The organism is Telluribacter roseus (genome assembly GCF_017355915.2).
Classification (GTDB): Bacteria; Bacteroidota; Bacteroidia; order Cytophagales; family Spirosomataceae; genus Telluribacter.
Genome location: NZ_JAFEUV020000002.1, coordinates 692,427 through 717,269 on the forward strand (window position 1 = coordinate 692,427; position 24,843 = coordinate 717,269).

General features: G+C 51.4%; 20 protein-coding genes. 19 read left to right on the forward strand and 1 reads right to left on the reverse strand.

Going from position 1 to position 24,843, the window contains the following annotated elements; all coding sequences use genetic code 11:
* The first annotated feature begins 55 nt into the window (after nucleotides 1-55).
* The 12 genes from JTN23_RS06070 to JTN23_RS06125 all read left to right on the forward strand — a co-directional run bounded on the left by JTN23_RS06070 (nucleotide 56) and on the right by JTN23_RS06125 (nucleotide 14,145).
* On the forward strand, nucleotides 56-2,479 hold the full coding sequence (locus tag JTN23_RS06070) for an ABC transporter permease (protein ID WP_247233100.1): 2,424 nt from the start codon (nucleotides 56-58) through the stop codon (nucleotides 2,477-2,479).
* A gap of 38 nt (nucleotides 2,480-2,517) precedes the next feature.
* Nucleotides 2,518-2,985, forward strand: coding sequence for a nuclear transport factor 2 family protein (locus JTN23_RS06075; RefSeq protein WP_247233101.1), 468 nt, complete (start codon nucleotides 2,518-2,520; stop codon nucleotides 2,983-2,985).
* Between the two features lie 158 nt (nucleotides 2,986-3,143).
* Nucleotides 3,144-5,489 carry an ABC transporter permease gene (locus JTN23_RS06080; RefSeq protein WP_247233102.1) on the forward strand — a complete coding sequence of 782 codons (2,346 nt, stop codon included), beginning with the start codon at nucleotides 3,144-3,146 and terminating at the stop codon, nucleotides 5,487-5,489.
* Between the two features lie 271 nt (nucleotides 5,490-5,760).
* Nucleotides 5,761-6,048: a hypothetical protein gene (locus JTN23_RS06085; protein WP_247233103.1), complete on the forward strand. Its 288-nt coding sequence runs from the start codon at nucleotides 5,761-5,763 to the stop codon at nucleotides 6,046-6,048.
* Nucleotides 6,049-6,272: 224 nt separating this feature from the next.
* Nucleotides 6,273-6,635, forward strand: a complete 363-nt coding sequence (locus JTN23_RS06090; RefSeq protein WP_247233104.1) for a hypothetical protein — start codon at nucleotides 6,273-6,275, stop codon at nucleotides 6,633-6,635.
* A gap of 274 nt (nucleotides 6,636-6,909) precedes the next feature.
* Nucleotides 6,910-8,271 carry a Na(+)-translocating NADH-quinone reductase subunit A gene (locus JTN23_RS06095; RefSeq protein ID WP_247233105.1) on the forward strand — a complete coding sequence of 454 codons (1,362 nt, stop codon included), beginning with the start codon at nucleotides 6,910-6,912 and terminating at the stop codon, nucleotides 8,269-8,271.
* Nucleotides 8,272-8,483: 212 nt separating this feature from the next.
* Nucleotides 8,484-9,626 (forward strand): NADH:ubiquinone reductase (Na(+)-transporting) subunit B, encoded by a 1,143-nt coding sequence (locus tag JTN23_RS06100; protein ID WP_262918457.1) that lies wholly within the window; start codon nucleotides 8,484-8,486, stop codon nucleotides 9,624-9,626.
* Nucleotides 9,619-10,350 carry an NADH:ubiquinone reductase (Na(+)-transporting) subunit C gene (gene nqrC, locus JTN23_RS06105; protein WP_247233109.1) on the forward strand — a complete coding sequence of 244 codons (732 nt, stop codon included), beginning with the start codon at nucleotides 9,619-9,621 and terminating at the stop codon, nucleotides 10,348-10,350. Before JTN23_RS06100 ends, nqrC begins: the two co-directional genes overlap by 8 nt.
* Nucleotides 10,351-10,415: 65 nt before the next feature.
* A complete protein-coding gene (locus JTN23_RS06110) occupies nucleotides 10,416-11,129 on the forward strand; it encodes an NADH:ubiquinone reductase (Na(+)-transporting) subunit D (protein WP_409049434.1) in 714 nt (237 codons plus the stop codon).
* A gap of 92 nt (nucleotides 11,130-11,221) precedes the next feature.
* Nucleotides 11,222-11,836, forward strand: a complete 615-nt coding sequence (gene nqrE, locus JTN23_RS06115; protein ID WP_247233113.1) for an NADH:ubiquinone reductase (Na(+)-transporting) subunit E — start codon at nucleotides 11,222-11,224, stop codon at nucleotides 11,834-11,836.
* 6 nt (nucleotides 11,837-11,842) lie between these two features.
* Nucleotides 11,843-13,147, forward strand: coding sequence for an NADH:ubiquinone reductase (Na(+)-transporting) subunit F (gene nqrF, locus JTN23_RS06120; RefSeq protein WP_247233114.1), 1,305 nt, complete (start codon nucleotides 11,843-11,845; stop codon nucleotides 13,145-13,147).
* Nucleotides 13,147-14,145: an FAD:protein FMN transferase gene (locus JTN23_RS06125; RefSeq protein ID WP_247233115.1), complete on the forward strand. Its 999-nt coding sequence runs from the start codon at nucleotides 13,147-13,149 to the stop codon at nucleotides 14,143-14,145. The genes nqrF and JTN23_RS06125 overlap by 1 nt, the downstream gene beginning before the upstream one ends.
* A 14-nt stretch (nucleotides 14,146-14,159) precedes the next feature.
* On the opposite strand, the gene JTN23_RS06130 is transcribed toward JTN23_RS06125, so the two are convergent.
* Nucleotides 14,160-14,381, reverse strand: coding sequence for a hypothetical protein (locus JTN23_RS06130; protein ID WP_247233116.1), 222 nt, complete (start codon nucleotides 14,379-14,381; stop codon nucleotides 14,160-14,162).
* A 146-nt stretch (nucleotides 14,382-14,527) separates the two neighbouring features.
* Between JTN23_RS06130 and JTN23_RS06135 the strand changes: the two genes are divergently transcribed.
* From JTN23_RS06135 to JTN23_RS06165, 7 genes are all read left to right on the forward strand, one after another.
* Nucleotides 14,528-14,962, forward strand: a complete 435-nt coding sequence (locus JTN23_RS06135) for a CBS domain-containing protein (RefSeq protein WP_247233117.1) — start codon at nucleotides 14,528-14,530, stop codon at nucleotides 14,960-14,962.
* Between the two features lie 212 nt (nucleotides 14,963-15,174).
* Nucleotides 15,175-15,411 carry a Kazal-type serine protease inhibitor family protein gene (locus JTN23_RS06140; protein ID WP_247233118.1) on the forward strand — a complete coding sequence of 79 codons (237 nt, stop codon included), beginning with the start codon at nucleotides 15,175-15,177 and terminating at the stop codon, nucleotides 15,409-15,411.
* A gap of 60 nt (nucleotides 15,412-15,471) precedes the next feature.
* Entirely contained in the window at nucleotides 15,472-15,831 is a 360-nt protein-coding gene (locus JTN23_RS06145) for a hypothetical protein (protein WP_247233120.1), read from the forward strand.
* A 204-nt stretch (nucleotides 15,832-16,035) separates the two neighbouring features.
* The gene (locus JTN23_RS06150) at nucleotides 16,036-17,073 is read left to right on the forward strand and encodes a DUF4097 family beta strand repeat-containing protein (RefSeq protein WP_247233121.1); all 1,038 of its coding nucleotides are present in this window, start codon (nucleotides 16,036-16,038) and stop codon (nucleotides 17,071-17,073) included.
* A gap of 252 nt (nucleotides 17,074-17,325) precedes the next feature.
* Entirely contained in the window at nucleotides 17,326-19,737 is a 2,412-nt protein-coding gene (locus JTN23_RS06155; RefSeq protein ID WP_247233123.1) for an ABC transporter permease, read from the forward strand.
* 118 nt (nucleotides 19,738-19,855) lie between these two features.
* The gene (locus tag JTN23_RS06160; RefSeq protein ID WP_247233125.1) at nucleotides 19,856-22,249 is read left to right on the forward strand and encodes an ABC transporter permease; all 2,394 of its coding nucleotides are present in this window, start codon (nucleotides 19,856-19,858) and stop codon (nucleotides 22,247-22,249) included.
* A gap of 100 nt (nucleotides 22,250-22,349) precedes the next feature.
* Nucleotides 22,350-24,794: an ABC transporter permease gene (locus JTN23_RS06165; RefSeq protein WP_247233127.1), complete on the forward strand. Its 2,445-nt coding sequence runs from the start codon at nucleotides 22,350-22,352 to the stop codon at nucleotides 24,792-24,794.
* Nucleotides 24,795-24,843: the final 49 nt, after the last annotated feature.

A 24,843-nucleotide genomic window follows, 5' to 3' on the forward strand; every position in this document is an offset into this window, starting at 1 on the left:
ACAAGCCATAAAAAGCTAACTACTAAAAGTTAATTGCTAACCACCTAAAACAGCCATGATTAAAAATTACTTCAAAATCGCCATTCGTACCCTCTGGAAAGGCCGGGGCTTTGCCGCTATTAATGTGGTGGGGCTGTCGGTGGCCTTCTGTATCTGTGTTTTTCTGTTCCTGACGGCCTACCGTCAGTTAACGTTTGACTCCTTCCATGAAGATAGGGAGCGTATTTTTCAAACCTACTTCTTCTCCAACGATCCCGAAGGAGCCAAACGAACGGGAAGTATGCCCATGCCCCTTACGCCAGCCCTGAAAGAAGAGTTTCCCGAAGTAGAAGCCGCTACCCGGATCCTAACTGGCAAATCCACCCTGATTACCTACCAGGGAAGGTACTTTGATAAACTGGTGAGTAAGACAGACGCGGACTTCTTAAAGATATTTTCGTTTCCGCTGCTCAAGGGCAACCGGGAGAGCGCCCTGCTGAATATGAGCAGTATGGTGATCAGTAAGAGTCTGGCGGAGGCAGTGTTCGGTAAGGAAGATCCCATAGGCAAGCAGCTACAGGTAGGCAACGAAGGCAGCCAGCAGACCTACATAGTTAGTGCCGTGATGGACGAGATACCCGATAATTCGTCCATTCGGTGCGACGCGCTGATCCGGATTGAAAGTATTGCCGAGTACCAGGATCAGAAAGATGATTGGGAGGCCTATTCTCATCCTGTATTTATCAAAGTGGCCCCGGGCATTGAGCAAGGTGCCCTGGAAGCCAAATTGAAACCCTTTGCCACCAAGTACTTCCCGGCCGCTATCGAGACCCTCACCAAAAAAGGCGCTACACCTGATGAGCGTGGTGACCGGTTTGCCATCCGGCTGCAGCCACTGGCCGATGTACATTTTGATACCCAGATATCGGGTGGCAAGGGAGCTCCGATTGCCGTTGTGTATGCCATTATTGGTATCGCGCTGTTTATCCTGCTGATCGCCTCCATTAACTTTATCAATCTCAGCATTGCCCGTTTGTTTACCCGCATGCGGGAGATGGGCGTCCGCAAGTCCATGGGCGCTGTGAAGGCGCAGCTATTCGTCCAGATCTGGGGGGAATCCCTGCTGGTGTGTACCCTTGCTTTTACCACGGGATTTATGTTGGCGCTCAACCTGGTACCTACTTTCAACGCGACCTTTGATGCCCGCATCCAGGTAACTCAGCTCTTCCAGCCGGGCTTCCTGGCGGTCATGCTGGGCATTTTTGTACTGGTATCGCTGGTGGCAGGCGGGTACCCGGCTTGGAAGATGGCCCGCTTTAATCCGATAGAGGTACTGAAAGGAAAGATCACTACCGAACGTCCGGGCATACTGCGCAATTCGCTGATCGTAACCCAATTTGCTATTTCGTGCCTGCTTATCTGCTTCACCATTGTGGCCCGGCAGCAGATCAACCACCTGCGACAAAAGCCACTGGGCTTCCAGAAAGAGCAGGTAGTGAGCATACCGGTAGGGAACCGGGCCAATGGCCGACAAGTACTCCAGCGCCTGCGCAACCAGTTTGCCAATGATCCGGCGGTGCTGTCGGTAACGGGTAGCGGGGTCAATCTGGGGCGGGGCAAAGACCGGGTTTCTTCAAGGGCTACGCTTGGATTTGACTATAAAGACAAAGAGGTGGTAACTGACTGGCTGCTGGTGGACTATGACTACCTCAAGACCCTCGATATAAAGCTGCTGCAGGGTCGGGAGTTTGATCCGGCCTTCCCAACCGATTCGGTCAACCGGGTCATTATCACCGAAAGCATGGCCAAGGCCATCGGGAACAGCCAGCCGGTAGGTAGCTATTTTGAAACCGACACGGCCGGGACCCGCTACCAGATCATCGGTCTGGTGCCGGACTTCCAGCTCTACTCCGTGGCTGAGGAGGCAAGGCCGATTACAATGCACCTGTCAGCTTCCGAGCCGATCAACTACGTGTTTGTCAGGGTGTCGCCTAACCACCTGGCCGGTACCATGGATAAGCTGAAAGCGGTGTGGCGTGAGGTAGCTCCGGCCTCTGAGTTCATGGGATCTTTTCTGGATGAGAACATTGATAACTGGTACCGCAACGAGCAGGCGCTGACGCAGATTTTCAGTCTGGCTGCCACCATTACTATTCTGCTGTCCTGCTTGGGGTTGTTTGCCATCGCTCTGCTGGTGATTGAGCAGCGAACCAAGGAAATAGGTATCCGTAAAGTGATGGGCGCCAGCGTAAGCAGTGTGGTGTACCTGCTCAGCCGCGACTTTGTGAAACTGGTCGTGATCGCGCTGGCTATTGCCCTGCCGCTGGCGTGGTTTGGTCTTCAGCAGTGGCTGAAGCAGTACTCCTACCGGATCGAAATAAGCGCCTGGGTATTTGCAGGCGTGGCGGCGGCGGCTATCTGTATAGCGCTGGCCACGGTGAGCTACCAGAGTATCAAGGCGGCTCTGATGAATCCGGTGAGGTCGCTGCGCTCCGAATAATGTAAAATGTAGAATTGATAACGTATAATGGATTAGCTATGAAGAAGTTATTTGTGATTATTCTGTTTTTGACGGCGCTTACCCGGACTTACGCCCAGAACAGCCAAACCGAAGATCTGGCGGCTGTCAAGCAAGCCTGCTTCAACTACATTGATGCCTTCTATAAAGTAGATACTACACTGGCATACCAGAGCATCCACCCGAGCCTGCAGAAGCGCGGCTTCTCGTATAGCACGAAGGATAACAACTACTCCCGGCAGCTGGAGATGCCTTTCCCGGCTCTGATCAGCCTGGCCAAAGTATGGAACAAGGACGGCAACCGCACCAATGCGCAGTCGCCGCGGGAGGTAGAGGTATTTGAAATAGCCGACAAGACGGCTTCGGCCAAGGTAAAGGCTGTATGGGGTATTGACTACATCCACCTGATGAAGGAAAATGGTACCTGGTACATCGTGAATGTGCTGTGGCAGTCGCCGCCTAAGTATACGCAGCAGACCCGGCAGTAGATACGCAAAATCTTACTTTTCTTCACCGTGACCCGTGAGGACACACAGGTTACGGTGAAGAAACATAGGCCCAGTGAAGCCAGTCAAGATTTCAGAAAAAAGAACTAACAGCTACTAGCTAGCGCCGCGCGGCGGACCGTCTAACCACCTAACGAGCCATGATAAAGAACAATCTAAAAATCGCTATCCGGATACTCTGGAAAAACAAACTTTTTTCATTAGTCAATATACTGAGCCTGTCACTGAGTATGGCGGTTGGTGTTATTCTTTTTACAGGACTAAAAGCCACTTTTGATACAGACCATTTTCATCCGGAATTAAACCAAATAGTGCGGGTACTCACGCAGGAAATAAAGGAGGGGGGACAAACCAAATGGGCAACAGCTCCATTGCCGTTAGCGACTCAGATGGAAAGCGTCTCCTTTATTGAAAAAACGGTTAAAGTACGTCTGGCAGGAAAACATAACCTGCAAACCGACAAGGGTGATGTACCTGTTGACATAAAATTTTCAGAGCCTTCTTTTTTTGATGTTTTTGGCTTTAAATTATTGTCAGGTAATGCGAAAAGCCTTGCCAATAATTCCACCACCCTTTTTTTAACAGAAAAAACAGCAGAGAAAATATTTGGCAGTACCAATGTCTTAGGACATACGCTTCAATTTGAAAGCTTAGGTTCTTATACCGTTGGGGGAATAATCCAGGACCCGCCTTTAGAAACACATCTGCCCATTGAGGCAATGCTGTCTATTAATTCTGCTGAAATGCTCGAAAAAAAAGGAGCAATCAGTAGTATTTCACAAGATTGGGGAGGCTTCAAGAGTTCAGCAATTTATGCCCGTTTAAAATCAGAAGATGATATAAAGCAACTTAATGCTACGCTCCAGAACTATAATCGAAAATTGGATAAGAGCAATCTTCAATTTTTGGCACAACCCATAGAAGATATTACCCCTAGAAAAATCGATCTTAAAAATAACCCCAATGCGGGCACTAGTTGGGAAGACGTAAAAACGCAGCTATTCATAATTCTATCTTTAACCCTTTTAGCTGCTTTCAATTATATCAGTTTGGCATTGGCGCGTGCTTTCTCCCGGGCGCAGGAAGTAGGTGTTCGCAAAACCATAGGCGCAACAAGAGGACAAGTTATCGGTCAATTTTTACTGGAATCGACCATTGTTGCCCTGCTAGCTTTGTTGTTTACAGTGCCCTGTGTTACTACGTTAGCCCACTATATACCCGATATGGATGATGTGACATTCTCCTGGGATATATCCTTAATAGTAGGCTTGATAACCTACGCAGTTATCACGGGCTTAGTCGCCGGGGCATTTCCGTCATGGCTATTGTCAGCGTTTCAGCCCATACAGATTTTGCGTAAAATGAAGAATATAAAGCTGTTCCGGGGTGTTGCTATTTACAAAGCTTTACTAGTCGTTCAATTTTCAGTGACTATCCTATTTATGATATTGGTTGTCATAGTAGCCGATTATGATAGAAAAAATAGGGCAATCATCAGCTCAACTGTGCCATCCAATGTTCTGACACTGGATTTAAAAGGTGAAAAATATCAAAACCTGCAAAACGAAATAAGTCAGTTAAGTCAGGTAGAAACGATTTTGGCGACGAACTGGTACTATGAACCGATTAAAATGGGCAAAGATTCTGTCACATTTAACGATAAGATTCTGGAAATGAAGTACGTAAGTATTGACCCGAAAGCCATTGAAACAGAAGGTATCAGCTTACTAGCTGGGCAGAATTTTCCTTCAACTATGCCCCAAAGTACGGAGCAATATGTGTTGGTGAATGAAGCTGCCGCAAAATTATTGGAATCTAAATCGGAGACCCTGGTGGGGCAAAATCTCTTGCTGGACTCTGCCTCTGTACAAGTCATTGGTATCATACCCAATGAGATTATTGGCCAACAACTCCCTTTAATCTATCGGTATTTGCCAAATGAAATAACCACCTTGACCATAAAAATAAAGCCAAATACAGAATTGGAAGCGACCAAGGCCATTCAATCGGTATGGAAAAACCATTTTCCTGAGAAAACAGCAAATCTTTATAACTTAAAAGAGTATCGTTATTCAGGAGAAGTTAATGGAGAAATCAGTGGAGAAATGGAAATGTTTGGAGGCTCTGCCCTGATTGTCATGATAATCGCTGCTTTGGGCATTTTAGGTATAGCCAGTTACTCCGTAGAAACGCGCACCAAAGAACTGGGTATACGGAAAATATTGGGAGCAAACAATATAAAATTGGTGTGGATAGTTACCAAGAATTTTGGTGTTCTTATCCTGAATGCCGGGCTTATTGGTGTGCCAGCGGGTTTGTTTGGCGGTAAATTATTAAGAGAAGAAATGGGCAGTCATCTTGATTTAGGTCTTATAAATTTAAGCATAGGCTTTGGTTTGGTTGCCTTGGTCGGACTACTGACTGTCCTATCCCAAACCATTCGAGCGGGGCAGATCGAACCTGTTAAAGTGTTGAAAGCAGAGTAAAAAGGTAAAACATTCATTGGCACGTTATATGGTACCTGGTACATCGTGAATGTGCTGTGGCAGTCGCCGCCCAGGTTTACGCAGCAGTCCCGGCAGTAGTTACTTTGCAGGCTTTATTAATCATAATGAGTTGAGTGATAGGAAAGGGAAGCTCAATAATAGGTGACAGTACTCTTTTCCTGCTTTTATCCCGCGCGGGAGGCGCTCCTCCGGCGGCCGCTTTCGTACCTTTTACTAATAAATTACTTAACCTTTAAATAAATTAACACGTATGAGTCACATAGCAATTCCGATTCCTCCGCTTCCGGGCAAGCAGGAAATTGAGGTGGAAGTTACCATCAACGGACAGAAGCAGCAGCTGCACTACCGCGTAGAACTATTCTACTGGGACGACTGTAGCAATCCACAGGGACACCGCGCCGACTGCATCAGCGAGATGCTCGCGCACCACGACCCCGACTGGACCGTGTACTACATCGGGGCACCTACCGATGAGTTTGTACCCATCACCTTCGTGAAGAAGGAGAGCCGCCGGTTCTTACAGGGAGCCACGGCTTAGCAAAACTACAAGGGTAAACGAACAGGAGCAGTTGCCTGGGGACAGAGCCTCAGCAACTGCTCCTGTTTATTTATGACTCTTTGACTATCAGTAGTAACAGCTTCCGTTAGTTGGGTTTCAGTAGTAGGTAGTTGCGCTCATGTCAGGAACAGATTTTGTAGAGATTCTGACAGAAGCAAGGATTCACTTGCTTTACCAGGAGGCGCCTGTAACGAATCAAACCCATGAGAAGATATGTATTCATACTATTGCTGTTTGGGGTATTTGTGGGCTGTCAGGACAAAGAAGTAGATCCGGATGGTACCATAGAAACCAACGCCCGGCTGGTAAATAACCTGCCGGTAGATGGGTGTGAGTGGCACTTTATGATAACCCACGACCATCACACCAGTTTTTATCTGCCCAGTAAGAGCACGGCGTATAAAGTCGAAACCATTATAGCTACTTTGCCTAGATCGGGTGGAGCTATTACCACCAGGGTCAGGATCAGGTACCGTCCCACTAGTCAGAAGGGTCATGTGCAGTGTGGTTTCGGACGTATAGCCGAATACGATGAGATTGATATTATTGAAATACGAAAAAGATAACTAGCAGAGGTAGTCATGTACAAGGCAAAGGTACTCCGGGAGGGGTACCTTTTTTGTATGTATACCATTAGGTGAATATGGTATAGTAAGGTTGCCGGGTCGGCTACAATGGTACTTTGCGAAGATGCGTGGAACTGCCTGAGTATTAGCAGCAAGAGCAGCAGGATGTGTGCCGGAAAATGCTTTTAAATTTTCTGAAAAAATGTTTGAAACAGATAGTAGGAAATAGGCTACAAAAGCTTATTATTGAACTATTAAAAGATTTTGTAGCATTATGGGTAAAGCAATCAAACTTCGCAGAGGCTACGATATTAATCTTGTCGGAAAGGCCGGATACGTCCTCACTTCACTTCCCGTATCAGATGTGATAGCTGTCAAACCAGCTGATTTTAAGCTGGTTGTTCCTAAGCTACTGGTAGAAGTGGGGCAGGAGGTGCTGGCAGGCCAGCCTGTGTTTTATGACAAGAGCAACCAAGCTATAAAAGTGGCCTCGCCCGTGAGTGGGGAGGTGGCCGAGGTAGTGCGGGGAGAGAAGCGACGCATCCTCGAAATACGCATCATCCCCGACCGTGCTGGTCTGCGCTATGTGTCTTATCCACAGGTAGATCCGGTTGGACTTTCCCGTGAGGCTATCGTAGAGCGCCTGCTGGAAGGTGGCTGCTGGAACTACATCCGGCAGCGCCCTTACACGCTGATAGCCACTCCCGAGGATACGCCCAAGGGGATATTTATTTCCTGCTTTGACACCGCTCCCCTGGCTCCGGATATAGAGTACATCCTGGATCAGGAAAAAGAAAACTTTCAGGCCGGTCTGGATGCCCTGCACAAGCTGGCTCCCGGGCGGCTGCATGTAAGCCTGAGGGGAGGGGCTGATAGCAGGATCAATGAAGCGGATCTGGCAGATATTCCTTCCGAAAACATCCACTACTTCCAGGGGCCGCACCCGGCCGGCAACGTAGGCGTACAGATTCACCACCTGTCGCCCATCCGGAAGGACGAGGTAGTCTGGTACGTACAACCGCAGGATGTCGTCATCATGGGCCGACTGTTCCGGGAGGGACGGTATCGGGCCGAGCGCATAGTGGCCCTGACAGGCAGCTGCGTGAAGGAGCCGCAGTATTATCGGGTACTTACCGGACAAAAGCTGGGTACTCTACTGGACGGACGTTTGGCAGAAGGAAAGTTACGTATAGTACAAGGAAACATTCTTACTGGTGTCACTTCCTCTAGCGAAGACTTTCTATCCCACTATTGCAATCAATTGACGGTCGTGCCCGAAGGGGACGAGCCGGAATTTCTGGGCTGGCTGCTACCCGGCGTTAATAAGCTCAGCCTGTCCCGTACCTATTTCTCCTGGTTGTTTCCCAAGCGTAGTTACCAGCTCGATACCAACATGCACGGCGAAGAGCGGGCTTTTGTCATGACGGGCCAGTACGATCAGGTACTCCCTATGGACATCATGCCCGTCGTACTGCTGAAGGCCATCCTGGCCCGGGACATCGAGCGGATGGAACAGCTGGGTATCTATGAAGTTGCGGAGGAAGACTTCGCTCTATGTGAATTTGTGTGTACTTCCAAGATTGAAGTACAGCGTATTATTTCGGAGGGGCTGGAATACGTCCGTACCGAAGGGTAGCTTACTCCCCATACAGTAGCGTACAGTAGTTTGTAGGATTGCTTTGAATCGGTAACTCAGGGTCGTGGTCCCGGCTGGGACAGCGCCCCGAGGATATAGCTTATCAGTTTGCCAGTATTCAAAGGCCCGTCAGGAGAGCGTCATGCTCACCCGCCGGACCCATTACCTATACCTGAACCCTTAACACTACTTGTGCCGTGAGACCAATCCGTATGCTTGTTGATACTGCCAAGCCGCACTTCCATAAAGGCGGGCGCTTTGAGAAGTTCCATCCGGCTTTTGACGCGCTGGAGACCTTCCTGTTTGTGCCCGGACACACTACCCACAACGGAGTACACATCCGCGATGCCATGGATCTCAAGCGGGCCATGTTTACGGTTATAGTAGCCCTGACGCCCACCTTGTTCTTCGGTATGTGGAACGTAGGGTACCAGCACTACCAGGCCTACGGTATGCAGGTGTCCTTTGTCGATAATTTCCTGTTCGGCGCTCAGCGGGTACTTCCCATTGTCATTGTGTCTTACGCGGTAGGGTTGGGGGTGGAGTTCATTTTTGCCATCCTGCGGGGGCATCAGGTGAGTGAAGGGTACCTCGTAACAGGCATGCTCATCCCGCTCATTCTGCCCGTGACCATACCGCTCTGGATGGTGGGGCTGGCAGCAATTTTCTGTACGGTACTGGGCAAGGAAATATTCGGAGGTACCGGTATGAACTTCATGAACCCGGCGCTGCTGGCGCGGGCCTTCCTGTTTTTTGCTTTTCCGTCCTACATGACCGGCGACGTATGGGTGGACCTTACGCCCGAGCCGGGGCATACGCTGGTGGATGCTTATTCGGGAGCCACCAGTCTGGTCGCTTTTGATACCAACTGGGAAGCTATGCCTTCGGCCTGGCGCCAGTTCTGGGGCTTTGAAGCAGGCTCCATCGGCGAAACCAGCACCTTTGCCTGCCTGCTTGGGGCCCTGCTTCTGATTGGTACCGGAGTAGGTAGCTGGAAAATTATCGTGGCCTGCTGTCTGGGTGCTCTGGGTATGGGACTGCTTATGAATGGGCTGGCGCCGGCGGATGTTACCACCCACGCCATGCACACACCAGCCTACTACCACCTGCTGATGGGAGGCTTTGCATTCGGAGCCGTGTACATGGCTACTGATCCGGTGAGTGCGGCCCAGACCGAACGGGGCAAGTGGATCTACGGAATCCTGATCGGCGTCTTTACGGTGGTGCTGCGGGTATTTAATCCGGCTTATCCGGAGGGCGTGATGCTGGCCATTCTGCTGATGAATGTCTTTGCACCACTCATTGATCATGTCGTAGTAGAGCAACACATCAAAAACCGGGCAAAGCGTGCATAGCAACCAATACACACTCATCTACGCGGCGGTGCTGTCGGTACTGACAGCGGTGATACTGGCCGTGACCGCCGAGGGGCTGAAGCCCGCTCAGCAGGCCAACGTTATACTGGATACCAAAGCCAATATTCTAAAAGCAGTCCGCCTCGACCTGACGGAGCGACAGCAGATCGAGCAGACCTACAGGAGTCGTATCAAAGAGGTAGTACTCAATGTCTCCGGAGAGGAACTGGAGGGAGTGGATGCCAAGGATATTGATATGAAAGAAGAAACGGATAAGGATTGGCAAGAGCGTCGGCTGCCCCTCTACGTGTACACAGCACCGGAAGGAGGCAAAAGCTATATCATACCCGTGCGGGGGGTAGGGCTGTGGGGACCGATATGGGGGTACATCTCGCTCGAAGGGGACTTCAATACCATCTATGGTGCCTACTTCGACCACAAGGGCGAGACTCCCGGCCTGGGCGCTGAAATAGCCGAAAAGCCTTTTCAGGACCAGTTCCGGGGCAAGAAGATCATGTCGGATGACGGTCAGTTTGTGTCGGTGAACGTGATCAAGAAGACGGATAAGCTTGAGTACGGCGATATGTACCGGGTCGATGCCATCTCGGGAGGGACTATTACCTCGCAGGGTACCCACAATATGATCAAAGAAGGGCTGGAACCGTACCTGACCTATTTCAAAAAGCACAAGAGTAATAACCTGTTGAGTGAGTACCGTAAGTAGAGTCAGTAGTGTAAACCATTTTTCACCAGACCATCGCATGTGTTATGAATGAAGAAGAACAACTGATGAGTGAGGAAGAACAGCTCACCACCGTACGTGAAGAGGCTACCACCGTAACTCCGTCCGTAGTACCGGTTAAGAAAAGAGAAGCTTTATTTTCAAAGAAGAATGTACAAACCCTGCGGGATCCGCTCGATGACTCCAATCCCGTCACCGTGCAGGTACTGGGTATCTGCTCGGCGCTGGCCGTAACGGTGCAGATGAAGCCCGCCCTGATCATGGCGCTAGGGGTTACGTTTGTGGTAGCTTTCTCCAACCTGATCGTATCCATGCTGCGGCGCACCATTCCCACCCGCATCCGGATCATCGTGCAGCTGATCATTGTAGCTATGCTGGTTACCATCGTAGACCAGCTCCTGAAAGCCTACATGTTTGACATCAGCAAAAAGCTGTCGGTATTTGTAGGTCTCATCATTACCAACTGTATCGTGATGGGGCGACTGGAAGCCTTTGCGCTGGCCCAACGGCCCTGGCCGGCTTTTCTGGATGGTATTGGCAATGGCCTCGGCTACGGATTGATACTGCTAGTGGTGGCCTTTTTCCGGGAGCTGTTCGGGGCAGGTACCTTATTCGGCTTTAAGGTAGTACCTCAGTGGGCGTACGACATGGGCTACGTCAACAACGGTCTGATGGTACTGCCTCCGGCGGCTCTGTTCGTGATCGGGATCTACATCTGGTGGCAGCGCAGCCGCAACCGCAAGCTTATCAACGCGTCCTGAGTAAAAGATATGAATAAATGGCCTGTGGGGACACAGGCCATGGTGTTGTGACGCTAAAAAGCTACTACCTAACACCTAACTACCTAACAGCTATGTACGAGCTAATCAATATATTCATCAGAGCCATTTTTATCGAGAATGTGATCTTCGCCTTCTTCCTGGGGATGTGCTCATTCCTGGCCGTATCTAAGAAGATCAAGACGGCCTCTGGCCTGGGGCTGGCCGTTATATTCGTAATGGTGCTGACTACCCCCCTCAACTACTTTATCCTGAACTACATGCTGGGCGAAGGGGCCCTGGCCTGGATACATCCGTCACTGGCCTCGGTGGATCTGACTTTCCTGGCCTTCATACTCTTTATCTCCACCATCGCCGGTGCCGTGCAGCTGGTCGAGATGAGCGTAGAGAAGTTTATGCCAGCGCTCTATGCTTCGCTGGGTATCTTTCTGCCGCTCATTACCGTCAACTGCTCCATCCTGGGTACTTCGCTGTTCATGCAGGAGCGCCAGTATACCTTTGCCGAAACGGCCGTTTTCTCTTTGGGGGCAGGTGTTGGTTTCTTCCTGGCTATTGTGCTGTTGGCGGCCATTCGGGAGCGGCTTCGCTACTCCAACGTCCCTCAGCCCCTGCAGGGCCTGGGTATCGCAATGATCATTACGGCTCTGATGGGCCTGGCTTTTCTGAGCTTTTCCGGAATCAAACTTTGACCGCCCATGCTACCCGTACTCACCACCAGTGTCGTAGTTTTTATAGTCATCATCCTGCTGCTGGCCTTCCTGATCCTGCTGGCCAAGGAGCGTCTGCTGCCCCAGCGCGACGTTGCCATCATCATCAATGACAACAGGGATACACCCCTGGTCGTGAAGCCGGGATCGTCGCTGCTGTCTACGCTGGCGGCGCGTAATATCTTCCTGTCGTCGGCCTGTGGGGGTGGAGGTACCTGTGCCATGTGCAAGTGCCAGATTTACGAAGGGGGAGGCGAAGTACTACCCACCGAAACCAACCACCTCAACCGCCGTCAGGTCAAGGAGCACATCCGGCTGGCGTGTCAGGTCAAGGTCAAGGAGGATATGCGCATAGAGGTACCCGCGGAGGTATTTGGGGTGAAGAAGTGGGAGTGTACGGTGGAGTCCAACTACAATGTAGCTACGTTTATCAAGGAGTTTATGGTAAAGCTGCCGGAGGGGGAGCATCTGGAATTCAAAGCGGGTGGGTACATTCAAATCGACATTCCCGAGACGGTAGTGGACTACAAAGACATAGACATCACGGCGCACCCACTTTACCACAACTCGCCCTATAAGTTTCAGGAGGACTGGGATAAATTTGACTTGTGGTCGCTCAAAATGGTCAATGACGAGCCCCTGTTCCGGGCCTACTCCATGGCCAACCATCCCGCCGAGGGCAACATCATCAAGCTGACCGTCCGGATCGCCACGCCTCCCTTCGACCGTGCCCGTAACGGGTGGATGGATGTCAATCCGGGCGTAGCTTCTTCCTATATATTCAGTCGGAAACCCGGTGATAAGGTAACCATATCAGGCCCCTACGGGGAGTTCTTTATTAAAGATACTGACCGCGAGATGCTCTACGTAGGCGGGGGAGCCGGTATGGCCCCCATGCGCTCGCACCTGTTCCACCTGTTCCATACCCTGAAGACTGAGCGCAAGGTAACCTTCTTCTACGGGGGCCGTACCCGCAAGGAGTTGTTTTATATTGATGAGTTCAGGCAGATCGAGAAAGAATTCCCTAACTTTAAATTCGTCGTAGCCCTGGATGGTCCCCTGCCCGAAGACAACTGGACGGTAAAGAAAGACATTAACGATCCCGAGGGCGACGGATTCATTGGTTTTGTTCATAACGTAGTAATCAAAGAATTCTTGAGTAAACATCCCGCTCCCGAAGACCTGGAAGTATACTTCTGCGGTCCACCCATGATGAACCAGTCGGTGCTCAAAATGGCCGATGACTGGGGCATCCCATCCGAAAACGTATCCTTCGACGACTTCGGTAGCTAATGCGGTTAAAGTTCATCTGTGTATGTATAGTTTGGGCGGGTTGGCTGGCAGGATGCCAGTCCACCCGGAAGAGCTATACCCACCTCGAAGGGCAGGCCCAGGGTACTACCTTCCGGATTGTCTACAACGACTCATTAGCCAGGGATTTCTCGCAGTCGGTGGACAGCATCTTCCGGGTGATTGACCGCAGCATGTCCCTCTGGGATAGTACTTCCGTGATCAGTGGGCTCAATGCCAACCGCTCCTACGTACGGGCCGATGCGCACTTTACTACCGTGTTCCGGCGATCTCAGGAGGTAGCAGCGGATACCAAAGGGTACTTTGACCCCACCGTAGGCCCGCTGGTAAAGGCCTGGGGATTTAGCTATAAGAAAGGCCTGCCGCAGCCCGACAGGGTCCGGGTGGATAGCTTGTTGCGGCTGGTGGGGTACCAGAAGGTACGGCTGGAAGGGGGACAACTGGTAAAGGAAACTCCCGCCATGGAGATTGACTTTAATGCCATTGCGCAGGGCTATACGGTGGATGTCATTGCCGGATTTCTTAAAAGCCGAGGTGTACGCAACTACCTGGTAGAGATAGGAGGGGAGGTACGGGCCGAAGGACAGAATGAACGTAGCGAAGCCTGGCACATAGGCATCGATAAGCCCGTAGATAACCAGGAGGCGGGGCGGCCCCTGCAGACGGTCGTCCCTCTGAGCGGGCGGGCATTGGCTACCTCGGGTAGTTATCGAAAGTTTGTCGAGCGCGACGGGCGCCGGTACAGCCACGCCATTGACCCGCATACGGGTGTTCCCATTACACATAACCTGCTTAGTATCTCAGTCATCGCCGACGACTGCATGACCGCCGACGCCTACGCTACTGCTTTTCTGGTAATGGGGCTGGATAAGGCGCTGCCGATCGCCAAAGCCCATAGGATGGAGCTATACGGAATATACGAAGGGGAGGACGGCGCTCTGCAGGTATACAGTACGCCGGGATTCGGTCAGAAGGAGTAAGTTTTAGATCATTATCATCCTTTCTCACTCTTCACTACCTCCTCCTCCTGCTTCTCGCAGGCTTCGCCCGCTTTGCGGCCGCATACCCCACAGGTAGCGCCCTCATTGCGTAGGAGTGGATTGTTATTGGCGCAGGTACCTCTGAACTCTCCCCCCTTCACAAAAAGCAGGCGCAGGCTGAACAGGAAAAATCCGAACAGCACCAGTAGGATCGACACTATCAGAACAGGTACCATACGTCTCTTTTTCAGTGAATATACAAAGAATCAGCTTCAATAGAAATTTAATAATAAATTTCTTATAAGTATTTGTATTTTATATAGCCGGTGCTTATATTCGATACGTTGTACTTTTCTCTTTACTATCTCAAAATGAAAAAGTTATGATCTCAGTCAAAAAACTGCTGTATGACAAGCCTACGTCAGGCGTATGGAGTGTAACACCTGCAACTACCGTTATTGACACCCTGTATTTTATGTCCGACAAAAATATCGGAGCCGTAGTGGTGCTGGATGGAGAAGAACTGGTAGGTATTTTCTCCGAAAGGGACTACGCCCGCAAGGGGATTGTCCAGGGACGCAAAGCCAGCAGTACCCCCATTAGTGAGGTTATGACGAGTCCTGTATTCACGGTTTCGTCGGATATGGGTATTCAGGAGTGTATGAAGCTGTTCAGCGAAAAGAAGATCCGACACCTGCCCGTGGTGGATCAGGGACGGGTCGTAGGGGTACTTAGTATTGGAGATATTGTTAACTCTATCATGAGTGAGCAGCGGCAGCACATTCAGTTTCTGGAACACTATATTACCAACGCCTGACGCCTATCCACCTACCTTTACGCTTTCCTTAGTAGCTTGCTGATTTCCCCGTTGTTTTACTGCCACCGGCTAGCCCGGATGGTCTCACTCCCCTTGTGCCCGTACCGTTGGGCCTGATCTTTCATCTTTACAAAAAAATATTTGTATAGTTTACAACCCCTTTGGTTTATACCGACTCTATGTAGGTGTAAACCAAAGGGAACAGAAGAGCTATGCAACTGATTTCGAAAACCACCCTGCTGGTACTGCTGCTTTGGGGGAGCCTACCCGGATGCCAGGATCAGGATGCAGTAAAAGACTGCCAGGAGCGTCCCCGCGACGACCGGGCCTGTTACGAGATATATGCTCCTGTGTGCGGGTGTAATGGCAAGACCTACCCCAACGACTGTGAAGCTCTGGCGGCGGGCATTACCCGCTTTACGGAGGGGCCTTGTGCCAAAGCGGACTAAGACGCTAGCCGGTATAGTTTTAATAAGTTATCACCTTAAACAAAAAATTGATTAGCCATTATGAAACTAGTAATCACACTATTTGGGCTGCTGGCGTGGGTAAGTTGCCAGGATAATGAAGTACCTCTCGAGAATGTCGTTGATACGGAGGCTACCGTAGTGAGCAATCTGGCCGCCGATGGCTGTGACTGGCACATCGAGGTAGCGTCGGGCGAGCAGACCTACTACTATGTACCTACCAAAGCGACCGAAAATAAATTGAAGGCAGCTGTGGCCGAATGGAGAACCGAAAATAGCTACAGCTTTACCCCTATTACCGTTAAGTATCGTGCTACCAGCGGAAAGCAGCAGGTAGAGTGCGGCTGGGGTAAGAAGGGCGAGTTTACGGAGATTGAGATCATGGAAGTAAAGAAGAAATAGCAGACAGTAACTGTTCGGCTGCGTACGTGAAGTGTCCGGTATCGGGCACTTTTTGTTTTATATAAATAGTTAACTATCAGGTTATCAGTACGTTGTTTTTTTGGGTATAGTTATTGGATGAGTAATGACAGTAAAATTATTAATGGAGGGACGCAACCTCAGCGAGTTATTAATCATCCTTAAAAAAATAACTAACCAATAACCATGAAAAATAAAAGTATACTCCTGCTCATCTGGGTACTGGTAGCCTCCGCCGCCGCCTATGCTCAGTCCAACGACGAGACGCCTTACTCGACCAAAACATTTTCCGGCTCGCTCAGCGCCCTGCGCGTCGAAACTTCCGGGGGCTCCATCAGTGTAGAGGGAAACAACAGCAGCGGCGTCAAGGTAGAGATGTACGTGCGCCCCAACAACTGGAACGGCCGTGACAACCTGAGCAGCAAGGAGATCGAAGAGCGCCTGCAGGACTACGACATAGACATCCGGACCGAGGGCAGCACGGTCATAGCGACCGCCAAGCGCCGCAACCGTGACAACGACTGGAAGCGGAGCCTTTCTATCGGTTTTAAAGTGTATACTCCCCGTAACATGCAGACCAACCTCCGCACCAGCGGCGGCAGCATCCGGATCGCCTCCCTGACGGGCGAGCAGAATTTTACCACCAGTGGCGGTAGCATCAAGGTACGTGACCTGGATGGCGTAGTGCGTGGACGTACCTCCGGCGGTAGCATCGAGGTAGACAAGTGCTCGAAGGATGTAGAGCTCGTAACGAGCGGGGGGAGTATCAAAGCCAATGACCTGAATGGTAAGATTATGCTGAGAACTTCCGGGGGCAGTATAGCCCTTAATAACCTGGATGGCGACATCGAGGCTAAGACCAGCGGGGGCAGTATCAAAGGCGAAGGGATCAAAGGAGCCCTGAACACGGGTACTTCCGGGGGCTCCATTCGTTTGGCCGGAGTGGCCGCCAGCCTGCGGGCCAGCACCAGCGCCGGAGCTATTGAAGTAGACTTTGATAAACTAGGCGATTACGTAACCCTGGCTACCTCGGCGGGTAGTGTGCGGGTACACATGCCGCTGGACAAAGGGTTGGACCTGGACCTGCGTGGCAACAAGGTAAATGTACCTCTGAAGAACTTCAGCGGCCACGCCGGTAATGACCGCGTAGAAGGCCGCCTGAATGGGGGTGGTATACCGGTGAAGCTGTCAGCGAGCAGCGGTAGCGTTTACATCAACCAGTAGCAACTACTTATAGCGTGTTTTTGAGGCTTGTTCGCCTATGAACAAAAGTGTCCGATATCGGACACTTTTGTTTTTTATGGGTATGCTAAATGCTTGATTTACAGCTAGAATTGCATATTGGCATAGCTTTTAGTACTAGTAAGGTACCTGTCAGGTGGAACAGTGTACGTAATTTCCATCTATTAGCCATGAATTTTTGATGAACAGGAGAAGCTAAAAGTAAGTACCTACCAGCTAACTACCTAAACCGCCATGATCCTTAACTACTTCAAAATCGCCTGGAGAAATCTGCTTAGAAATCAGACGTACGCGCTGCTTAATATAGGAGGTCTTTCGCTGGGCTTAGCCTGTGCTCTGCTGGTGTTCTGGTTTATCCGGTTCCAGACAACCCACGACGACTACCATACCAACATCGACCGTATCTATCAGGTCACGACTGAGTTCAGGTTTGATGGTAGCAGCTACTCACGGGGAGTACCTACTCCTATGTGGAAGGCCATGCGTACCGAACTGCCCAAACTGACTACCGGTATGTGCCTGGGCGCTTATGACCTGCTGCTGGCTACGCTGGATGCGAATGGAAAACCCCAGAAGAAGTTCAAAGAGGAAGGGCCGAAGTCGGCCTATGTACAGCCTGAGTACTTCTCTATTTTTGATTATACCTGGCAGGTAGGCAACGCCAAGCAGGCGCTGAGCAAGCCCAATACCATTGTACTGAGTGAGCGGATGGCGGAGAAGTACTTTGGTAAGGAAAATCCCATCGGAAAAATCATTCGTCTGGAAAACCAGCTGGACCTGGAAGTAACAGGTATTGTCGGTAATCCACGTGAAAATACAAACCTGCCCTACGAGTTTTTTGTGTCCTTTGAGACCCTTCCGGCCAACCCTAAGTTCAGACACGGAGGCTCCGATCTGGAACACTGGGGAGGCGTTAACTCCAATACCTTTTGTTTTACCCTGCTTCCTGAAAACGTAAGTGCGGCGTACGTTCAGAAGCAGCTGGAAATGATCAACAAGAAGTACCACGGCGAAAACGACTATAAGTCATACTTTCACCACCTGGTCCCTTTCCGCGAAATACACCACTCCGAGACCTACTACGGCTCTATGCCCATGAAGTGGATCTGGATCATGGGGGCTATCGGTCTGTTTCTGATTGTGACCGCCTGCTTCAACTTCATCAATATGGCTACGGCGCAGGCGATGCGGCGCTCCAAAGAAGTAGGGGTACGCAAGTCCATCGGTGGTACCAAGAGCCAGGTATTTGTTCAGTTCCTGATCGAAACTACCCTCATCACCCTGGCTGCTATGGTTGTGGGATTGGGTATAGCGGCCAGTATCCTGCCCAATGCCAGCGAATGGCTCGAACAACCCGGCGCCTGGCCTACCAGCGTGGCCTGGTCCGATGCTATGCTGTGGCTGTTTCTGGCCGGGTTGCTGGTCGTAGTAGTGCTGCTGGCGGGCTCCTATCCGGGGCTGATCCTGGCGGGCTTCCGTCCGGTACTTGCCCTGAAAGGCTCCGTCACTACCCGTCATATCGGCGGTATGTCGGTACGCCGGGGCCTGATCGTATTTCAGTTTGTGCTGATCCAGTTGCTGGTAATCTGTACGCTGGTGGTCAATAACCAGGTGGACTTCATGCTGAATAAATCCGTCGGATACGAGACCAAAGGCATTGTACAGGTACCAATACCCGCTCCTGACAAGATCAACCAGGCTACCTTCCGCGAAAGACTACTGACCATACCCGGTGTCGCCGACGCTTCGTTCTGCCTGTTTATGCCAACTGATCAGTCCGCCAATACAACGAATTTCCGGTACGATACCCGCCAGAAGGACGAAGTATGGCAGATCAGTACCAAAAACGCAGATCACAACTACATCAAAACATTTGGTCTGCAGCTCGTAGCCGGCCAGAACATACCTCAGAGTGACACCACCCGGGGGTACCTGATCAACGAAAAGGCCGTAGAGCGTCTGGGGCTGAAAAGTCCGAACGAAGCCCTCGGCAAGACCCTGCGTGTCTGGGGCAAGCCCGCACCCATCTATGGTGTACTCAAAAACTGGAACAATACCTCTTTCCAGAACGATATCGATCCCATAGCGATATTTACCTGGAAGGATATTCATCATAGCTGCGGCATAAAGCTCAAGGCCGCTAACCTGCAGCAGACCATGAAGGACGTAGAGAAGCTGTGGAACGAGTACTTTCCCGACCACCTCTACGAGCAGCACTTCCTGGACGACCGAATTGCCGAAAGCTACCAACTGGAAAAGATCATGCTGAAGCTCATCCGGGTGTTTTCGCTGATCGCTATCTTTATCGGCTGCCTGGGCTTGTACGGTCTGGTGAAGTTTATGGCCTCTCAGAAGACCAAGGAGATTGGTGTCCGGAAGGTACTAGGCGCCAGCCTGACGAGTATACTTTCTCTTTTTGGTAAAGAAATCGCGCTCCTTATCGTCGTTGCTTTTGTGATAGCCGCACCGGCGGGGTGGTACATGATGCAGTCCTGGCTGGAAGACTATTCCTACAAGATACCCATTGGAGCCGGCATTATGCTGCTGGCCATCGCACTGACGTTCCTGGTTGCCGTAGTCACTGCCAGCTATGAATCCATGAAAGCCGCCCTGGCCAACCCGGTAAAGTCACTACGATCTGAATAATAGGGAAGAGGAGGAAAGGAGGAAAGTGTCGAAAGTGTTTTTCTCCCTTCTTTTTTCCACAAAGCGGCCTCCCTTCCTCCTTTTCTCCATTCGAACCTTTTATCCTTTAGCAATAGCCATGATCAAGAATTACTTAAAAATCGCCTTTCGGAACCTGAAGCGACACAAGGCCTACGCCATCATCAACGTAGCGGGCCTGGCTATGGGTATTACCTGTGCCATCCTGATCTTTACGCTGGTCAGGTACCACCTGAGCTACGATACCTTTCATGCCCAGAGCGACCGGATCTACCGGGTTATTTCGGAGTTTCATAGCGAAGAGATCAGCTACTCCAGCGGCGTACCGCAGCCCCTGGGCAAGGCCTTCCGCAATGACTACACCTTTGCCGAGAAAGTAGCCCGCGTCGCTGTCTACCAGAATCAGCTGCTGTCGCTGCCGCAGTCACGCGACAATAAGAAGTTTCAGGAAGAGCAGGGGGTAGCGTACGCCGAACCTGAGTTTCTCGATGTCATGAGCTTCCCCCTGGTGCAGGGAGATAAGAAAACTGCTCTTGCCGAACCCAATACAGCGGTAGTTACCCAAAAAATAGCCAATAAGTACTTTGGCAATGAGAATCCCATCGGCCAGACCATCCGTCTGGACAACCGCTTCGACTTCAAGGTAACGGGCGTACTGCAGGACCTGCCCGCTACGACGGACCGCCGCCAGGAGATATACCTTTCGTACGCCAATCTGAAAGACCAGAACGCCTGGCTGGCCGGTGATGAAAGCTGGGGCGGTGTATTCAGCGGGTTGAACTGCTTTGTGCTCCTGAAGCCGGGTGTCACCCAGGCTATGGTGGAGAAGGCACTGCCGTCGATGTCCAGGAAGTACTACGATGCCGAGGGCGCCAAGGTGTTCCGGTTTAAGCTGCAGCCCATTGCCGATATGCACTTCAACCCCGACCTGGACGGCTACGTAGAGAAGAAAAACCTGTGGGCTCTGTCGCTGGTAGGACTGTTCCTGATTATTACGGCCTGCGTTAATTTTATCAATCTGGCTACGGCTCAGGCACTCACCCGGGCCAAAGAGATTGGGGTGCGTAAGGTACTGGGTAGCCTGCGGGCGCAGCTATTCTGGCAATTTATCTCCGAAACGGCTCTGATCACCGCTTTTGCGACCGGTATTGCTTTCGGACTGGCGCATCTGGCGTTGCCCTTTGCCAACCAGCTCTTCGAATCCCAGATGACCATCAACCTCCTTCAGGACTACTACCTGCTGGGCTTTCTGGTGGTACTGCTGGTGATGGTGGTATTCTTCTCGGGCTCGTATCCGGGGCTGATTCTGGCCGGCTTCCAGCCGATGCAGGCGCTGAAAGGCAAGCTGGCTCAGAAACACGTGGGAGGCTTCACGCTGCGCCGCGGACTGGTGATCACGCAGTTTGCCATCTCACAGATCCTGATCATTGGGACCATTGTCATAGCCGACCAGATGCGGTACTCGCAGGAGTCGGATCTGGGCTTCAATAAGGATGCGGTAGTGATGCTGCCCGTACCGGTACGGGATCAGGCCAAGCTGAGTACGCTGCGCAGTCGGGTGGAGCAGGTAGCAGGCGTGAACGAAAGTGCCTTTTGCTTCCAGGCACCCGCAGCGGGTGCCAACCTGAATACCGGCCTGCGCTACGATACCCGTACCGAAGACGAAGTGTTTTCAATCAACATGAAAGTAGCCGATAGCAAGTACCTGTCCACCTTTGATCTGCAACTCGTAGCGGGCCGTAATATAGTGCCATCAGATACCGTGCGTGAGTTTGTGGTGAACGAAACACTCGTAAAGAAACTGGGGGTGAAGTCGCCGGAGGAGGTGATCGGCAAGCAGCTCAGCGTCAACGGTGGTACCATGACGGCTCCGATCGTAGGGGTAGTGAAGGACTTTTATAACTACTCCTTCCGTACCGACATCAGCCCCGTATGCATCATGTCCGATATCAGCCGGTATCAGAACTATGCTGTGAAGGTGAACACCAGTAACCTGCAGCCTACCCTGGCGGCCATCGAAAAGGTATGGAGCGAGACGTTCCCGGAGTATGTCTATCAGCACGAGTTTCTGGATGAGCGCATTGCCGAGTTCTATGCTATTGACTCCATCATGCTCCAGCTGATCCAGTTCTTCGCCGGAGTAGCCATCTTTATCGGTTGTCTGGGCTTGTACGGTTTGATTTCGTTCATGGCGGTACAGAAGACCAAGGAGATCGGGGTACGCAAAGTACTGGGTGCCAGTGTGGAGAATATTCTGTGGCTATTCGGAAAAGAGTTTGCACGGCTGGTCATCATCGCCTTTGTGCTGGCGGCTCCGATGGCCTGGTGGGTCATGAACAAGTGGCTCTCGGAGTTCAAGTACAAGATTGAAGTAGGCGTTGGCATATTTGCTCTGGCTATTGCGGCTACGCTCCTTATTGCCGCGCTTACGGTAGGGTACCGTTCACTACGCGCCGCCCTGATGAACCCCGTACGCTCGCTCAGGAGTGAGTAAAGGAGGAAAGGTAATAAGGGAGGAAAGTGCCGAACGTGTTTTTCTTTTCTCCCTTCCTGCTTTCCTCCCTTCATACCTTTTATTCTTATCAACAAAGCTCATGCTCCAGAACTACCTCAAAATCGCCTGGCGGAACCTGTTGAAAAACAAGGTGAACACCGCTATCAATATCATCGGATTATCCATCGGCATGGTCTGCTGCATCCTGATTGTGATGTATGTGTCTGATGAATTGAGCTATGACCGTTACTGGCCCCAAGGGGAGCGCATCTACCGGATGGCACTGGAGCGCAAGTACCCCGACCGCGTCACGAAGTACGCCATTATTCCTGCATCGTACGCGCAGGATGTCAAGCGCGAGCTTCCGGAGGTAGAGGAGGTAGTACGTATGGTACCCTTCGGCGGGGACGGGGTAGGTACCCTCATGAAGTACCAGGGGCAGGTGCTGGAAGAGAAGAATGTATTGGCGGCTGATTCTACCTTTTTTAACGTATTCAAGGTGCCACTGCTGCAGGGACAAGCGGCTCAGGTCCTGAGTCGGCCCAATACCGTAGTACTCAGCAGAAGTACCGCCGAGCGTCTTTTTGGAAAAGTGGATCCGGTGGGCAAAACCCTGGAAATAGTAGACGGCCCCCAACTGGAGGTAACGGGAGTAGCCGAAGATCTGCCCGACAATGTTCACTTTGACTTCGACTTTGTGATAAGCCTGAAAGGCTTTCCCTTTGCGGAGCAGGAAAACCACACCAGCTTTTCGGTACTTACGTACCTGTTGCTGAAGCCTAATACTGACGCTCAGGTAGTAGAAAGCAAGCTGCCGGCGCTGGTGGAGAAGTACGCCGCCGGTGAGGTACAGCGTAGTTTTGGGGTATCGTACCAGGAGTACGTCAGGGCAGGCAACGGCTACTACTACTTCCTGCAGCCCGTACGGAATATTCACCTGGATTCCAACCTGGAAGCCGAGCTGAAACCCAACGGCAATCGTACGCTGGTGTACATCTTCTCGGTGATTGCCGTATTTGTACTGCTGATCGCCTGTATCAATTTCATGAATCTGGCTACGGCGCGTTCGTCGGAGCGGGCGCGTGAGGTAGGTATCCGCAAAGCCCTGGGCTCCAACAAGAGCCAGCTGGCTACGCAGTTCCTGACCGAGTCGGTGCTGCTGAGCTTTTTCAGTTTCCTGCTGTCGCTTTTGCTGGTAGGTATACTACTGCCTTTCTTCAACAATCTGGCGGGTAAGCAGCTCTCAACCCTGTTTCTGCTACGGTGGGATACCGCGCCCTTCATGCTGTTGCTGGCCCTGCTGATCGGCCTGGTGGCAGGCAGCTATCCGGCGGGGGTACTTTCGTCGTTTGAACCCATCAAAGTACTTAAGGGAAGATTCATGTCGACCCGGCAGGGGCATCTGCTCCGCAACGGACTGGTGGTGTTTCAGTTTTCAATATCTATTATCCTGATCATTTGTACGCTGGTCGTACTGACGCAGCTACGCTATATCCAGAACAAAGAGCTGGGCTTCACCAAAGAAGCCGTGGTTAATCTGCAGGGAGCGGGCTCTCTGGGACCTAAGACGGAGGCTTTTAAGCAGGAGTTGGGGCGGATAGCGGGTGTGCAGGCCGTAGGAGGTACCAACGCTACCCCCGGTACTCAGGGGGGATTCTTCGGTATTATTTTCCGGAAAGAGGCCGAAACTGAAACTGTGACGGGTAGGGGTACTGTAGTGGACGATAACTACCTGCAGGCTATGAATATAAAGCTGGTAGCCGGGCGCGGTTTCTCTAAGTCTTTCAATGATTCTTTATCAGTCCTCATTAACGAGGAGGCGGTTAGGGAACTGGGCCTGACCGATCCCGTTGGCAAAAAGCTGATTAGTCCGGGGAATTTTGGTCAGGCCAATGGTGCCGATGTGACGTATACTATCGTGGGAGTCATCAAGAACTTCCACTACCAGTCACTGCACCAGCGCATAGCACCGCTGTTTGTGCTCAACGATCGCTGGTTTAACCGCAGCAACAGTCAGATCGTTATGCGTATTCAGGCTGATGATCCGCAGGCCATCGTGGCCCAGGCCGGCAAGGTCTGGAAGAAGTACCTGCCCGAGCAACCCTTCCACTACTCCTTCCTGGATTCGGACTGGGGTGCCCTGTACCGGGCCGAGCAGGTATCGCAGCGTATATTTAGCCTGTTTTCGTTCCTGGCTATTCTGATTGCCTGCATGGGGCTGCTGGGACTGGCGATCTATATCATACAGCAGCGAACCAAAGAGATCGGTATCCGGAAGGTATTGGGCGCGTCAGTAGCCAGTATCGTAGCTATGCTCTCTCAGGACTTTATGAAGCTGGTACTACTAGCTCTGGTCATTGCGGCACCCGTGGCGTGGTACGCTATGGATCGCTGGCTGCAGGACTTCGCCTACCGCATCGATATACCCTGGTGGGCCTTTGTACTGGCAGGTGTACTGGCCGTGCTCATAGCCTTTCTGACGGTAAGCTACCAGTCCATTAGAGCCGCCCTCATGAATCCGGTGCGCTCGCTAAGGAGCGAGTAATGAAGAATGTATAATTAAAAATGTATAATTGCTACTATGTGTAGGTACC

Coding starts and splice junctions, on each gene's coding strand:
- JTN23_RS06070 (WP_247233100.1), top strand. CDS start 56: ATGATTAAAAATTACTTCAAAATCGCCATTCGTACCCTCTGGAAAGGC.
- JTN23_RS06075 (WP_247233101.1), top strand. CDS start 2,518: ATGAAGAAGTTATTTGTGATTATTCTGTTTTTGACGGCGCTTACCCGG.
- JTN23_RS06080 (WP_247233102.1), top strand. CDS start 3,144: ATGATAAAGAACAATCTAAAAATCGCTATCCGGATACTCTGGAAAAAC.
- JTN23_RS06085 (WP_247233103.1), top strand. CDS start 5,761: ATGAGTCACATAGCAATTCCGATTCCTCCGCTTCCGGGCAAGCAGGAA.
- JTN23_RS06090 (WP_247233104.1), top strand. CDS start 6,273: ATGAGAAGATATGTATTCATACTATTGCTGTTTGGGGTATTTGTGGGC.
- JTN23_RS06095 (WP_247233105.1), top strand. CDS start 6,910: ATGGGTAAAGCAATCAAACTTCGCAGAGGCTACGATATTAATCTTGTC.
- JTN23_RS06100 (WP_262918457.1), top strand. CDS start 8,484: ATGCTTGTTGATACTGCCAAGCCGCACTTCCATAAAGGCGGGCGCTTT.
- JTN23_RS06110 (WP_409049434.1), top strand. CDS start 10,416: ATGAGTGAGGAAGAACAGCTCACCACCGTACGTGAAGAGGCTACCACC.
- nqrE (WP_247233113.1), top strand. CDS start 11,222: ATGTACGAGCTAATCAATATATTCATCAGAGCCATTTTTATCGAGAAT.
- nqrF (WP_247233114.1), top strand. CDS start 11,843: ATGCTACCCGTACTCACCACCAGTGTCGTAGTTTTTATAGTCATCATC.
- JTN23_RS06125 (WP_247233115.1), top strand. CDS start 13,147: ATGCGGTTAAAGTTCATCTGTGTATGTATAGTTTGGGCGGGTTGGCTG.
- JTN23_RS06130 (WP_247233116.1), bottom strand. CDS start 14,381: ATGGTACCTGTTCTGATAGTGTCGATCCTACTGGTGCTGTTCGGATTT.
- JTN23_RS06135 (WP_247233117.1), top strand. CDS start 14,528: ATGATCTCAGTCAAAAAACTGCTGTATGACAAGCCTACGTCAGGCGTA.
- JTN23_RS06140 (WP_247233118.1), top strand. CDS start 15,175: ATGCAACTGATTTCGAAAACCACCCTGCTGGTACTGCTGCTTTGGGGG.
- JTN23_RS06145 (WP_247233120.1), top strand. CDS start 15,472: ATGAAACTAGTAATCACACTATTTGGGCTGCTGGCGTGGGTAAGTTGC.
- JTN23_RS06150 (WP_247233121.1), top strand. CDS start 16,036: ATGAAAAATAAAAGTATACTCCTGCTCATCTGGGTACTGGTAGCCTCC.
- JTN23_RS06155 (WP_247233123.1), top strand. CDS start 17,326: ATGATCCTTAACTACTTCAAAATCGCCTGGAGAAATCTGCTTAGAAAT.
- JTN23_RS06160 (WP_247233125.1), top strand. CDS start 19,856: ATGATCAAGAATTACTTAAAAATCGCCTTTCGGAACCTGAAGCGACAC.
- JTN23_RS06165 (WP_247233127.1), top strand. CDS start 22,350: ATGCTCCAGAACTACCTCAAAATCGCCTGGCGGAACCTGTTGAAAAAC.